At 73.6% G+C, this 12,920-nt stretch carries 11 protein-coding genes; 9 read left to right on the plus strand and 2 right to left on the minus strand.

What is annotated here, in order from left to right; translation table 11 throughout:
- Positions 1 to 109 precede the first annotated feature (109 nt).
- The 3 genes from ABT093_RS33530 to ABT093_RS33540 all read left to right on the plus strand — a co-directional run bounded on the left by ABT093_RS33530 (position 110) and on the right by ABT093_RS33540 (position 3,105).
- Positions 110 to 1,339: a sensor histidine kinase gene (locus ABT093_RS33530; RefSeq protein WP_350570790.1), complete on the plus strand. Its 1,230-nt coding sequence runs from the start codon at positions 110 to 112 to the stop codon at positions 1,337 to 1,339.
- Entirely contained in the window at positions 1,336 to 1,986 is a 651-nt protein-coding gene (locus ABT093_RS33535; RefSeq protein ID WP_350570792.1) for a response regulator, read from the plus strand. Before ABT093_RS33530 ends, ABT093_RS33535 begins: the two co-directional genes overlap by 4 nt.
- An 81-nt stretch (positions 1,987 to 2,067) precedes the next feature.
- The gene (locus tag ABT093_RS33540) at positions 2,068 to 3,105 is read left to right on the plus strand and encodes a nitronate monooxygenase (RefSeq protein ID WP_350570793.1); all 1,038 of its coding nucleotides are present in this window, start codon (positions 2,068 to 2,070) and stop codon (positions 3,103 to 3,105) included.
- Positions 3,106 to 3,133: 28 nt separating this feature from the next.
- Here ABT093_RS33540 and ABT093_RS33545 read toward each other — a convergent pair whose 3' ends face one another.
- Complete coding sequence (locus ABT093_RS33545; protein WP_502884378.1) at positions 3,134 to 4,537, minus strand: aminopeptidase P family protein; 1,404 nt, start codon at positions 4,535 to 4,537, stop codon at positions 3,134 to 3,136.
- A 303-nt stretch (positions 4,538 to 4,840) separates the two neighbouring features.
- Here ABT093_RS33545 and ABT093_RS33550 point away from each other — a divergent pair, with 303 nt between their 5' ends.
- From ABT093_RS33550 to ABT093_RS33570, 5 genes are read left to right on the plus strand one after another with little or no spacing between them, the layout of a single operon-like run.
- Positions 4,841 to 6,598, plus strand: coding sequence for an ABC transporter substrate-binding protein (locus tag ABT093_RS33550; RefSeq protein WP_350570796.1), 1,758 nt, complete (start codon positions 4,841 to 4,843; stop codon positions 6,596 to 6,598).
- 13 nt (positions 6,599 to 6,611) lie between these two features.
- Positions 6,612 to 7,574 carry an ABC transporter permease gene (locus tag ABT093_RS33555; RefSeq protein WP_350570798.1) on the plus strand — a complete coding sequence of 321 codons (963 nt, stop codon included), beginning with the start codon at positions 6,612 to 6,614 and terminating at the stop codon, positions 7,572 to 7,574.
- Positions 7,571 to 8,557 (plus strand): ABC transporter permease, encoded by a 987-nt coding sequence (locus ABT093_RS33560; RefSeq protein WP_350570799.1) that lies wholly within the window; start codon positions 7,571 to 7,573, stop codon positions 8,555 to 8,557. Before ABT093_RS33555 ends, ABT093_RS33560 begins: the two co-directional genes overlap by 4 nt.
- Positions 8,557 to 9,558 carry an ABC transporter ATP-binding protein gene (locus ABT093_RS33565; protein WP_350570801.1) on the plus strand — a complete coding sequence of 334 codons (1,002 nt, stop codon included), beginning with the start codon at positions 8,557 to 8,559 and terminating at the stop codon, positions 9,556 to 9,558. Before ABT093_RS33560 ends, ABT093_RS33565 begins: the two co-directional genes overlap by 1 nt.
- Entirely contained in the window at positions 9,555 to 10,532 is a 978-nt protein-coding gene (locus tag ABT093_RS33570) for an ABC transporter ATP-binding protein (RefSeq protein WP_350570802.1), read from the plus strand. Before ABT093_RS33565 ends, ABT093_RS33570 begins: the two co-directional genes overlap by 4 nt.
- A 297-nt stretch (positions 10,533 to 10,829) precedes the next feature.
- Here ABT093_RS33570 and soxR read toward each other — a convergent pair whose 3' ends face one another.
- Entirely contained in the window at positions 10,830 to 11,378 is a 549-nt protein-coding gene (gene soxR / locus ABT093_RS33575) for a redox-sensitive transcriptional activator SoxR (protein ID WP_350570804.1), read from the minus strand.
- Positions 11,379 to 11,425: 47 nt separating this feature from the next.
- On the opposite strand from soxR, the gene ABT093_RS33580 reads away from it, so the two are divergent.
- Positions 11,426 to 12,892, plus strand: a complete 1,467-nt coding sequence (locus ABT093_RS33580; RefSeq protein ID WP_350570805.1) for an MFS transporter — start codon at positions 11,426 to 11,428, stop codon at positions 12,890 to 12,892.
- The last annotated feature ends 28 nt before the right edge of the window (positions 12,893 to 12,920 follow it).

Raw genomic sequence — 12,920 nt, forward strand, 5'->3', positions numbered from 1 at the left:
GGGCCCTCGGGCATCGCACCGGGGATTGGATCCTCGGCATCGAAGGGCAGAATCCGAGTTCAACCTTTTGATTGATGCCGGTCGGCGGCATGCGCCTTACGCTGGACGGATGGCGACCGATCGACCCCGTACCACTCCCGTCGCCCGCGTACTCCAGGTCTGCCTGCACCTGCTGGTGGCGGGCCTGCTGGCACTCGCCGTCGCCCGGGCCCTGGCCGGGCGGGGCGGCGACCCGGCGGCCGTCACGGCCGCCGCCACCGCGATGGCCGCGGTCTACACCGCCGGACCCCTGATCGCGGCCGTCGGCCGCTCCCGCCGGGCCGCCGGGCTCTGGCTGGCGCTGCTCGGCATCACCTGGGCGGGCGTGCTGGTCGTCTCCCAGGACGGCGTGTGGCTGGCCTTCCCGCTGTACTTCCTGGAGCTGCACCTGCTCGGCCGGCGCGCCGGCCTGGCCGCGGTCGGGCTCACCGCGGTGGCCTCGATCGCCGCGTACTCCGCGCACCAGCACGACGTGAGCCTGGCCGCGGCCATCGGGCCGCTGCTGGGCGCCGCCGTGGCCACCGCGACCGTGTACGGCTACCAGGCGCTCTACCGGGAGAGCGAGGAGCGCCGCCGCCTCATCGACGAGCTCACCGCGGCCCGGGCCGACCTCGCCGCGGCCCACCACGCGGCCGGTGTCCTCGCCGAGCGCGAACGGCTCGCCCGGGAGATCCACGACACCCTCGCGCAGAGCCTCACCAGCATCCAACTGCTGCTGCGGGCCGCGCAGCGCGCCCTGCCGGAGCGCACCGACGCCGCCGCCGAGTACGTCGAGCAGGCCCGGCAGGCCGCGCAGGACAACCTCGACGAGGCCCGCCGCTTCGTGCGCGCGCTCACCCCGCCGGCGCTGGAGAGCGACACGCTGCCGGTCGCCCTGGAGCGGCTGTGCGCGACGACCTCGGCGCGCAGCGGGCTGCCGGTGCGGCTGCACGTCTGCGGCGAGCGGGTCCGGCTGCCGGTGCCGCACGAGGTGGCGCTGCTGCGGATCGCCCAGTCGGCGCTCGGGAACACCGTGCGGCACGCCGGGGCGACGCACGCGGAGGTGACGCTGAGCTTCATGGCGGGGGAGGTGTCGCTGGACGTGGTGGACGACGGGGCGGGGTTCGACCCGGCGGCCGTCCGAGGACCGGCGGCGGCAGCGGAGGGCGAGGGCGGCTTCGGGCTGCCGTCGATGCGGGCCCGGGCGCGGGCGCTCGGCGGTACCTTCGCGGTGGAGTCCGCGCCGGGGGAGGGCACGGCGCTCGCCGTGCTGCTGCCGGTGCCCGGTGCTTCCGGCGCTTCGACTGAGGAGTCCCCGTGACCGAGGGTGTGATCCGCCTGCTGCTCGCCGACGACCACCCGGTGGTCAGGGCCGGGCTGCGGGCCGTCCTGGAGAGCGAGCCGGACTTCGTGATCGTCGCGGAGGCCGCGACCGCCGAGCGTGCCGTGGAGCTGGCGGCGGAGGCCGAGGTCGACGTGGTGCTGATGGACCTGCAGTTCGGGCCCGGCTCGGCGATGAACGGCGCGCAGGCCACCGCCGCGATCACCGCGCGGGGCGCGGGCGCGCCGCGGGTGCTGGTGGTGACCACGTACGACACCGACGCGGACACCCTGCCGGCGCTGGAGGCCGGGGCCACCGGGTACCTGCTGAAGGACGCGCCGCCGGAGGAGCTGGCGCGGGCCGTGCGGTCCGCGGCGGCGGGGCGGACGGCGCTGGCGCCGACGGTGGCGGACCGGCTGCTGGAGCGGATGCGCACGCCCGCGGCGGCGCTGAGCGTGCGCGAGACCGAGGTGCTGGGGCTGGTCGCGGACGGGCTGACCAACCAGGCGATCAGCCGCCGGCTGCAGCTGAGCCTGGCCACGGTGAAGTCGCACCTGGTGCACATCTACACGAAGCTGGGCGTGGAGTCGCGGACGGCGGCGGTGCGGGAGGCGCGGGCGCGGGGGCTGATCCGGCGCGGGGGTTGAACCGGCGCGGGTCGACCCCGGGCGTAGGGTGGGCGGGCAGCCCGAGAACCCCGGTGCGCCGTGTGAGTGGAGGATCCCCGGATGGCCGTGCGACTCGACGAACTCCCCCTGCCCGTGATCGCCGCCCCGATGGCCGGCGGCCCGTCGACGCCGGAGCTGGCGGCCGCCGTGAGCGGGGCGGGCGGGCTCGGCTACCTCGCCGCCGGGTACCGGAGCGCCGCGGCCACGCTCGAACAGGTCCACCGCGTCCGGGAACTGACGGACCGCCCGTTCGGCCTGAACCTGTTCGTGCCGGCCGGGCCCGGCGACCCGGCGGCCGTCGCCGCCTACCGGGAGCGGCTGCGGCCGGAGGCCGACAGGCACGGCGTGACCCTGCCGGAGGCGATCGCGCCGGACCGGGACGACTGGGACGCCAAGATCGCCGCGCTGCTCGCCGAGCCCGGCCTGGTCCCGGTGGTGTCGTACACCTTCGGGCTGCCCTCCGCCGAGGAGGCGCGGGCGCTGCGGGCGGCGGGCACCTTCCAGGTCGGCACGGTGACCACGCCGGAGGAGGCACGGCGCGCCGAGACGGCCGGGATGGACGCGCTGGTCGTGCAGGGGCCGGAGGCCGGCGGGCACCGCGGCACCCACCGGACGGCGGACCGCCCCGGGGACCTGCCGCTGCTCGACCTGCTGGCCGCCGTCCGGGCGGTGACCGGGCTGCCGCTGGTCGCGGCCGGCGGGCTGTCGGACGGTGCGGCGATCGCGGCCGCGCTGCGGTCCGGGGCGGTGGCGGTGCAGCTGGGGACGGCGCTGCTGCGCGCGGACGAGGCCGGGACGACGGCGGCACACCGCGCGGCGCTGACGGAGTTCGACACGACGGCGGTGACCCGGGCGTTCACCGGCCGCCCGGCCCGGGCGCTGCGCAACGACTTCGTCGACCGGTTCGACGCGTACGCGCCCGCCGCCTACCCGGACGTCCACTACCTGACCCAGCCGCTGCGCGCGGCGGCGGCCCGGCGCGGTGACACGCAGGCGATGCACCTGTGGGCGGGGACGGGTCACCGGGCGGCGCGCAGCGGCCCGGCGGCGGAGCTGGTCGGGGAGTTGTGGAAGGACGCCCGGGCCGCCGGGCTGTGAGACCCGGCGGCCACGGGAACGCGGGGGATCAGCCGAGCAGGCCGGCCATCCAGGCCTCGATGGCCGGCACCGTGCGGGGCAGGGCGCCGGACATCAGGCGCGCGCCGTCGGCGGTGATGACGAGGTCGTCCTCGATCCGGATGCCGAGGCCGCGCAGTTCGGCGGGCAGCGTCTCGTCGTCGGGCTGGAGGTAGAGGCCGGGCTCGACGGTGAGCACGTGGCCCTCCTCCAGCACGCCGTCCAGGTACGTCTCGGCGCGGGCCTTGGCGCAGTCGTGGACGTCGAGGCCGAGCATGTGGCCGGTGCCGCAGAGGGTGTAGCGGCGGTAGAGGCCGCTGTCGTCGGCGAGCGCCTCCTCGGCGCTGACCGGCAGGACGCCCCAGTCGGCGAGGCCCTCGGCGATGACGCGGGCGGCCGCGGAGTGGAAGTCGCGGAAGCGGGCGCCGGGGCGCAGCGCGTCGATGCCGGCCTGCTGGGCGGCGAGGACGAGTTCGTAGGCCTGCCGCTGGACGGGGGTGAAGGTGCCGCTGAGCGGGAGGGTGCGGGTGATGTCGGCGGTGTAGAGGGTGTCGGTCTCCACGCCGGCGTCGAGCAGCAGCAGGGCGTTGGGGTCGAGGGCGCCGTCGTTGCGGATCCAGTGCAGGACGCAGGCGTGGGCGCCGGAGGCGGCGATGGTCTCGTAGCCGATGCCGTTGCCCTCGGCGCGGGCGCGCAGGTTGAACACGCCCTCGATCCAGCGCTCGCCGCGGTGGTGGCGCAGCGCGGTGGGCAGGGCGCGCACGACGTCCTCGAAGCCGAGGACGGTGTGGTCGACGGAGAGCTGGAGCTGCTCGACCTCCCAGGTGTCCTTGACCAGCCGCAGCTCGGACAGCACGGCGGAGAACAGGCCGTCGCCCTGGCCGAGTTCGGCGGCGCCGGGGCGGCCGGTGGCGGCGTCGAGCGCGGGGTCGACACCGGTGAGGACGCGGGTGGCGGGCTGCGGGCCGGTGAGCAGCTTGTCCAGCTCGTCGAGGTGCTCGACGCGCACGCCGGTGAGCCGGGAGGCCTCGGCGAGGTCGGGGCGGCGGCCGACCCAGAACTCGCCGTAGCGGCGGTCGCGGAAGAACTCGGCGCCGCGCACCGGGTCGCCGCCGCGCGGGGAGCGGGGGCGCAGGTAGAGGACGGGCTCGTGGCCGTCGGGGCCGGTCGGCTCCAGGACGAGGACGTGGCCGACCTGGTCCTCGCCGGTGAGGCCGGTGAGCCAGGCGTAGGCGCTGTGCGGGCGGAAGCGGTAGTCGCAGTCGTTGCTGCGGACCTTGAGGGTGCCGGCCGGGACGATCAGGCGCTCGCCGGGGAAGGCGGCGGAGAGCCGGCTGCGGCGGCCGGGGGTCACCGCGAAGCCGGGGACGCGGTCGTCGGCCGGGAGCGGGGTGGGTGCCCAGGAGGTACCCATGAAGGCGTTGAGAGCGGGGGAGACGGGGAGGTCGTGGCTTCCGGTGTTGAGGCCGGTCTGACGGAGGGTCACCGGGTGCTCCTAAGCGGGTGGTGCGGATTTCGGGGAGGTGGGGGTGGCACGGACACAGCTCGGTAACGGGTGGCGTCACCTCTTGTGCAGTGCAATTTCACATTACTATGTTACGGGTCACACCGCGGAGCGGCTAGACCCGCAGAGGTCGCCCTCCGAGGCTGGTCCCGGATCCACCCCCGGGGCGGACGACGGGCCTTCACGGCGGGCCCCCCACTGCGGAGTCAAGATATGAACAGGCGTACCCAGACCGCCCTCGCGGCGGCCATCGCGGCGGCACTCACCCTCGGCCTCGGGGCCTGCGGCAACAAGGACAAGGGCGACGACGGCTCCGGCGATGCCGCCGCCACCTCCACCAAGGGCCCGGGCGCCGAGAACGGGACGATCGTCGGCGGTACGCCGGTCAAGGGCGGCACCCTGACCGTGCTGACCAACCAGGACTTCGCCCACCTCGACCCGGCACGCAACTGGACCCTGCCGCAGATGGACTTCGGTACCCGGCTGATCTACCGGACCCTGGTCACCTTCAAGGCCGAGCCGGGCGCCGCCGGCAGTGAGATCGTCCCCGACCTCGCCACCGACGTCGGCCGCCCGTCCGACGGTGGCAAGACCTGGACCTTCACCCTGAAGGACGGTCTGAAGTACGAGGACGGCACCCCGATCAAGGCCTCCGACATCAAATACAACGTCGAGCGCTCGTTCTCCCCGGACCTCACCGGCGGTCCCGACTACGCCGTCCAGTACCTGGCCGGTGGCGAGAACTACAAGGGCCCGCTGACCGGCGAGCACCTGCCGAGCATCGAGACGCCCGACGACAAGACGATCATCTTCCACCTCAAGCGTCCGGTCGCGGAGTTCTCCTACACGGCCACCCTGCCGACCTTCGCGCCGGTCCCGCCGGCCCAGGAGAAGGGCACCCAGTACGACACCCGGCCGTTCTCCTCCGGCCCGTACAAGATCGAGTCCTACGACCGCGGCAAGCAGCTGGTGCTGGTCCGCAACACCAACTGGGAGGCCGGTACCGACACGGTCCGCAAGGCCTACCCGGACAAGATCGTGGTGACCCAGGGTCTCAAGGGCGGCCAGGTCGACGACCGGATCATCGCCAGCGAGGGCGCCGACGCCTCCTCGATCGAGATGCCGTGGATGCGCCCGGAGTCCGTGCCGAAGGTGCTGCCCAAGGCGGACGTCAAGGCCCGCATGGTGGCCGAGCGCACCGGCTGCACCGACAACCTGTACATGAACACCTCCAAGGCCCCCTTCGACGACCCGAAGGTGCGCGAGGCGATCATGTACGCCGTCGACCGCGAGGCCCAGGTCACCGCGTGGGGCGGCCCCGCGCTGGCCGAGGTCGCAACCTCCTACCTGCCGCCGTCGCTGACCGGCGGTCAGAAGGCCGACCCGCTGCAGATCCCGGCCACCGGCGACCCCGAGAAGGCCAAGGAACTGCTGAAGGCGGCCGGCAAGACCGACCTCAAGGTCTCGCTCACCGTCTCGCTCGGTGACAAGACCCGCGGTGAGGCCATTCAGCAGTCGCTGTCCAAGGCCGGCGTCCAGGTCACCGTCAACACCGTCGACCCGTCCGCCTTCACCGACACCCTCGGCGACACCAAGAACGCCCCCGAGCTGACCATCAACGGCTGGTGCCCGGACTACCCGTCCGGCGCGACCTTCCTGCCCTTCATCTTCGACGGTCGCACCATCAAGGAGAAGGGCAACCAGGGCAACTACAGCCAGTTCCGCGACCAGGCCACGATGGACGAGATGGACCGCATCGCGACCCTGACGGACGTCAACGAGGCCAACAAGGCCTGGCAGAAGCTGGACGAGGACCTCATGAAGAAGGCTCCGGCCGTGCCGCTGATGTGGCAGCGCCGCGCGCTGCTGGTCGGCAACAACGTGGCCGGCGCGTTCGGCAACTCCGGCTACGCCGGAATGCTCGACATGGCCGTGATCGGCCTCAAGGACCCCTCGAAGAGCCAGGGCTGAGGGAACCTCCGCAATGAGTAGCACTTCCATCGAGCCCGCCGCCGCGCCCGTCGCGGCGGCGGGCCCCGCGAAGGCCTCCGGGCGCGGGCCCTGGCGGCTGGTCTGGGACCAGCTCTGGGCCAAGGGCTCCGCCCGGTTCGGCCTGATCACCGTCGCCGTCCTGGTCCTGCTGGCCGTGCTGGCCGGCCCGCTGAGCGCCCTCGGCGGCTGGTCCCCCGAGGAGTTCGACAAGCGCGCCATCGATCCCTACCTGGGCGGCGTACCCAAGGGCGACTTCGGCGGCATCGGCGCCCGGCACTGGCTCGGTGTCGAGCCGGTCACCGGTCGCGACCTGTTCGCCCGGGTCCTGCACGGCGGCCAGGTGTCGCTGCTGATCGCCTTCGTCGCCACCGCGGTGGTCGTGATCGCCGGCACCCTGGCCGGCATCGCCGCCGGCTACTTCGGCGGCCGGGTCGACGCCCTGCTCTCCCGGCTGATGGACCTCACCATGTCCTTCCCCTCGCTGATCTTCATGATCGCGATGATGTCGGTGGCCAAGGACGTCAACCGGATCGTGCTGATGACCGCGGTGATCGGCCTGTTCGGCTGGCCCGGCATCGCCCGCGTGGTCCGCGGTCAGACCCTGTCGCTCAAGCACCGCGAGTACGTCGAGGCCGCCAAGGTCGGCGGCGCGCGTTCCTGGCGCATCCTCACCAGGGAGATCCTGCCGAACGTCTCCGGTCCGATCATCGCGTACACCACGCTGCTGATCCCCGGCATGATCGCCACCGAGGCCGCGCTCTCCTACCTGGGTGTCGGCGTCCGGCCGCCCACGGCCTCGTGGGGCCAGATGATCGCCGAGTCGATCGTGCACTACGAGACCGACCCGACGTACTTCCTGATCCCGACGGTCTTCCTCTTCATCGCGGTACTGGCGTTCACCCTGCTCGGCGACGCGCTGCGGGACATCCTCGACCCCCGGGGAGGCCGGTCGTGATCCTCTACCTCGGCCGCCGGCTGATCGGCGTGGCCGGCATCCTGCTGGCCATCTGTGCCATCACCTTCACCATCTTCTACCTGCTGCCCAACGACCCGGCCGCGGCCGCCTGCGGCAAGACCTGCAGCCCCGACCGGCTCGCCGAGGTCAAGGCGGCGATGGGCCTGGACAAGCCGATCTGGGAGCAGTTCGGCACCTACCTGGTCGGCATCGTGGCCGGCCGCGACTACGGCAGCGGCCCCAGCGCCGTGCACTGCGGCTTCCCCTGCCTCGGCTACTCCTACGAGTACTCGCTTCCGGTCTGGGACCTGCTCGTCGACCGCCTGCCGGTCTCCGTCTCGCTCGCCCTCGGTGCGGCCGTGCTCTGGCTGGTCCTCGGCCTGGGCGCCGGCGTCACCTCGGCGCTGCGCAAGGGCAAGCCGGCCGACAAGGTCCTGATGGTGCTCTCGGTCGGCACCGCCTCGCTGCCGGTCTACTTCACCTCGGTCATGCTGATCTGGGGCGTCGTCCGCAGCGCCGGTCTGCTGCCCTACCCCTCGTACCACAAGTTCACCGACGGCCCGTTCGAGTGGGCCTCGAACCTGCTGCTGCCGTGGATCGCGCTGGCCCTGCTGTACGCGGCACAGTACGCCCGGCAGAGCCGCAACTCGATGATCGAGGCGATGGCGGAGCCGTACATCCGCACGGCCCGCGCCAAGGGCATGCCGTCGCGCACCGTCACCGTCAAGCACGGCCTGCGCTCCGGTATGACGCCGATCCTCACCATCTTCGGCATGGACCTCGGCGGCCTGCTCGCCGGCGCCGTCATCACCGAGTCGATCTTCGGTCTGCCCGGCATCGGACGGCTCTTCTACGACGGTCTGCTCCGCTCCGACCAGCCCGTCATCCTCGGCGTCACGTTGCTCGCGGCCTTCTTCATCGTCGTCGCGAACCTGCTGGTCGACGTGCTCTACGCGTACGTCGACCCGAGAGTGAGGTACTGATGACCGCACTGTTGGAGGTCGAGGACCTCAAGGTCTCCTTCGACACCCCGCGCGGCACCGTCCGGGCCGTCGACGGCATCAGCTTCGCCGTCGAGGCCGGCCAGACCCTCGGCCTGGTCGGCGAGTCCGGCAGCGGAAAGTCCGTCACCTCGCTCGCCGTCATGGGCCTGCACCGCGGCGCCGCCGTCACCGGCTCGATCCGGCTCAACGGCCAGGAGCTCAACGGGCTCGGGGAGCGCGAACTCGGTACCATCCGGGGCCGGCGGATCGCCATGATCTTCCAGGACCCGCTCTCCAGCCTGCACCCCTTCTACCCGGTCGGGGAGCAGATCGCCGAGCACTACCGGGTGCACTTCAAGGCCTCCCGCAAGGCCGGGCGGCAGCGCGCGATCGAGATGCTCGCCGAGGTGGGCATCCCCGAGCCGGCCCGCCGGGTCGACGAGTACCCGCACCAGTTCTCCGGCGGCATGCGCCAGCGCGTCATGATCGCCATGGCGCTCGCCTGCGAGCCCGACCTGCTGATCGCCGACGAGCCGACCACCGCGCTCGACGTCACCGTCCAGGCCCAGATCCTCGATCTGATCGCCCGGATCCAGCAGGAGCGCGGCCTCGGCGTCGTGATGATCACCCACGACCTCGGCGTGGTCGCCCGGGTCGCCCACGAGGTGCTCGTCATGTACGGCGGCCGCGCCGCCGAGCAGGCGCACGTGGACCGGCTGTTCGCCGCCCCCGCGCACCCGTACACCCGAGGGCTGCTCGACTCGCTGCCCCGTCTGGACGACACCGACGACGCCCCGCTGCGGGCCATCCCCGGCAGCCCGCCGTCGCTGATCGCCCCCGCCCCCGGCTGCTCCTTCGCCCCGCGCTGCGTCCGCACCACCGCCGCCACCGCCGAGGAACACGCCCGCTGCCTGTCCGAGCGGCCCGGCTTCGGCCCGCTCGCCCCCGGCCACCAGGCCGCCTGTCACCTGCCGCTGGTGCCGGAAGGAGCCCTGGGATGACCGAACCCCTGCTGACGGTCCGGGACCTGGTGAAGACCTTCCCCGGCCGCCGCTCGCGCACCGGCAAGGCCGGCGCCCCGATCCGGGCGGTGGACGGCGTCAGCTTCGACGTCGGCGCCGGCGAGACGCTGGGCCTGGTCGGCGAGTCCGGCTGCGGCAAGTCCACCACCGGCCGCATGATCGTCCGGCTGATCGACCCGACCTCGGGCAGCGTCAACTTCGACGGCACCGAGATCGGCGGCCTGAGCCAGGCCCAGCTGCGCCCGCACCGCAAGCACCTGCAGATGGTGTTCCAGGACCCGTACTCCTCGCTCAACCCCCGCCAGACGGTGGCCCGGATCATCTCCGAGCCGCTGCTGGTCCAGGGCACCGGCGCGGCCGACGCGCGCAAGCGGGCCGCCGAGCTGATGGAGCTGGTCGGCCTCATCCCCGAGCACCTGGACCGCTACCCGCACGAGTTCTCCGGCGGCCAGGCCCAGCGCATCGGCATCGCCCGCTCGCTGGCCACCTCGCCCCGGCTGGTGGTCGCCGACGAGCCGGTCTCCGCGCTGGACGTCTCCATCCAGGCCCAGGTGGTCAACCTGATGGAGCGGCTCCAGGACGAGCTGGGGCTGGCGTACATCTTCATCGCGCACGACCTCTCGGTGGTCAAGCGGGTCTGCGACCGGGTCGCGGTGATGTACCTCGGGCGGATCGTCGAGATCGGCGACAAGCACCAGGTGTACGGCAACCCCGCGCACCCCTACACCAAGGCGCTGCTCTCCGCGGTGCCGCTGCCCGACCCGGCGGCGGAGCGGGCGCGCGAGCGGATCGTGCTGCTCGGCGACCCGCCGAGCCCGGCCGACCCGCCGCCCGGGTGCAGTTTCCACCCGCGCTGCCCGAAGGCCCAGGAGATCTGCCGCTCCGAGCGACCGCTGCTGCAGATCGCCGGTCCGGGCGGCCGCGAGGCGGCCTGCCACTTCCCGGAGAACTGACCCGGGATCCACGGTCCCGCGGCCGCGGGCGCCTGCCACTGGGCGCGCCCCCGGTCGCGTTCCGACCGCCGTACCGTCCGAACCACCCCCACGCGGACGGTACGGCACCACACCGCGCGAGCAGCATGCCCGCTCGCGCACCGAACGCCCGGCCGGGCGCGGCGGGGAGCCTGATGAGGGCCGCGCCCGGCCGGGTCTCCACCCGGCCGACCTCCTGAAGGGTCGGCCGGGTGCGCCGGGCCTGCCGGGGCCGACCTGGGTCGTCGGTCCTGGCGGGCCCGTGCGGCGTTCACGGCCTCAGTCGGCCGGCCCGGCGGTTCCGGCTGTCCCGGTCGAGCCGGCCGGGCGGGTCGGGTCGGGCTCCTCGGAGGGCAGCCGGCGCGGGCCGGGGCCGTCGGCGGCCAGCGCGTCGCGCGGATTGAGCACCCGGCAGCGGCGCAGCGAGAGGCAGCCGCAGCCGATGCAGCCGGTCAGCTCCTCCTCCAGCCGCTCGATCTCCCGGCGCCGGGCCGCGAGCAGCGCCGCCCAGCGGCGCGAGATCCGCTCCCAGTCGCGCTTGTCCGGCATCCGCTCGGCGGGCAGGCCGGCGAACACCTCGGCCACCTCCGACAGCGGGATGCCGAGCCGCTTGGCGACCAGGATCAGCGAGAGCCGGCGCAGCACGTGCCGGTGGTAGCGGCGCTGGTTGCCGGACGTCCGCTCGGAGGCGATCAGCCCCTGCTCCTCGTAGAACCGCACCGCCGAGGCGGCCACGCCGGCCCGCCGGGCGACCTCGCCGACGGTCAGCAGGTCGATCGGGCGGGGCCTGTCCTCCGCGCCCTGCGCGGCGTCCGTGGCGCGGTCCATGGGCATCCTTGACTTCAAGCTCTGTTGAACTACTAGCGTACCGAGGCGTGACCGACTCCTCGTCCGCCCGGACCACTGCCACCCCCTCCGACCAGGGACGTCACGCTCCGGAGGCGGAGCCGCCGACATCCTCCGGCGGCTGGGGCGAACTGTTCTCCCGGCAGTTCGCCGCCCAGGCCTCGATCCTCGCCGGCGGCGTCGCGCTGTACGCGATGAACCTCTACTTCACCGCCGCCCTGCTGCCCTCGATCGTCGAGGACATCGGCGGCGCCCGCTACTACGCGTGGGTGGCGACCGGCTTCCTGATCGCCGCGGTGATCGCCGCGATGCTGGTCAGCCGGATGCTGGCCCGGCTGGGGCCCTCGCGCGCCTATCTGACCGGCTTCCTGGTGTTCGCCGGCGGCGCGGGGCTGACCGCGGTCAGCCCGACGATCGAGGCGCTGATCGTCGGCCGGATCGTCCAGGGCCTGGGCGGCGGGCTGATGGCCGGGCTCGGCTACGCGGTGATCCGCACCGCGTTCCCGGAGCGGCTGTGGACCAGGGCCGCCGGACTGGTGTCCGCGATGTGGGGCGTGGGCACCCTGGTCGGCCCCTCGCTGGGCGGGCTCTTCGCCGAACTGGGCCTGTGGCGCGGGGCGTACGCGCTGCTCCTGGCAGCGGCCGTGGTGCTGGCGGTGCTGGCCCGGCGCTCGCTGCCGGGGCCGTCCGGCACCGGACGGTCCGCCGAGCCGCTGCCACTGGCCTCGCTGGTGCTGCTGACGCTGGCGGCGGCCACCTTCAGCATCAGTTCGGCGGTGCCGCGCGGCTGGGCGACGGTGCTGTGCATCGTGGTGGGCCTGGCGCTGCTGGCCGGCTTCGTACTGGCGGAGCGCGGCGGGGCGGCGACCGTCCTGCCGAAGCTGACCTACCGGCGCGGCAACCACCTGAAGTGGATCTACCTGACCGTCGCCGTGTACTGCACCGGCGTGATGACGGAGACCTTCATCCCGCTGTTCGGCCAGGAGCTGGGCGGGCTCAGCCCGCTGGCGGCCGGGTTCCTGGGGGCGACGGTCTCGGCGGGCTGGACGTCCGCGCAGCTGTTCAGCGTCAACCTGGGCTCGGAGCGGGCCCGGGAGCTGGCGATCCGGCTCGGCCCGGCGGTGCTCACGGCGGGCCTGCTGGCGTACGGCCTGCTGCAGACGGGCTCGGCGTCCGGCGGGCGGGTGCTGCTGTGGGCGGTGGTGCTGGTCGCGGGCGGCACGGGCATCGGGGTCGCCTTCCCGCACCTGAGCGTCACGGCGATGCGCAGCACGGACGACGAGGCGGAGGGGGCCAAGGCGGCGGCCGGGCTCAACACCACCCAGCTGATCGCCTTCTCGGTGAGCTCGGCGCTGGCGGGGACGCTGGTGAGCATCGGCGGGGACTCGACGCTGGACGGGGCCCGGTACATGGTCTTCGGGCTCGGCGCGCTGACCGTGTTCGGCACCGCGACCGCGGCGCTGAGCCTGCGCCGGGGGCGTCCGGACGCGCGCTGAGCTCCGCACCCGGGGGACGCGCGCTGAG

Source organism: Kitasatospora sp. NPDC002551, assembly GCF_040296005.1.
Lineage (GTDB): Bacteria > Actinomycetota > Actinomycetes > Streptomycetales > Streptomycetaceae > Kitasatospora.

Coding starts and splice junctions, on each gene's coding strand:
- ABT093_RS33530 (WP_350570790.1), top strand. CDS start 110: ATGGCGACCGATCGACCCCGTACCACTCCCGTCGCCCGCGTACTCCAG.
- ABT093_RS33540 (WP_350570793.1), top strand. CDS start 2,068: ATGGCCGTGCGACTCGACGAACTCCCCCTGCCCGTGATCGCCGCCCCG.
- ABT093_RS33545 (WP_502884378.1), bottom strand. CDS start 4,537: ATGGGTACCTCCTGGGCACCCACCCCGCTCCCGGCCGACGACCGCGTC.
- ABT093_RS33550 (WP_350570796.1), top strand. CDS start 4,841: ATGAACAGGCGTACCCAGACCGCCCTCGCGGCGGCCATCGCGGCGGCA.
- ABT093_RS33555 (WP_350570798.1), top strand. CDS start 6,612: ATGAGTAGCACTTCCATCGAGCCCGCCGCCGCGCCCGTCGCGGCGGCG.
- ABT093_RS33565 (WP_350570801.1), top strand. CDS start 8,557: ATGACCGCACTGTTGGAGGTCGAGGACCTCAAGGTCTCCTTCGACACC.
- ABT093_RS33570 (WP_350570802.1), top strand. CDS start 9,555: ATGACCGAACCCCTGCTGACGGTCCGGGACCTGGTGAAGACCTTCCCC.
- soxR (WP_350570804.1), bottom strand. CDS start 11,378: ATGGACCGCGCCACGGACGCCGCGCAGGGCGCGGAGGACAGGCCCCGC.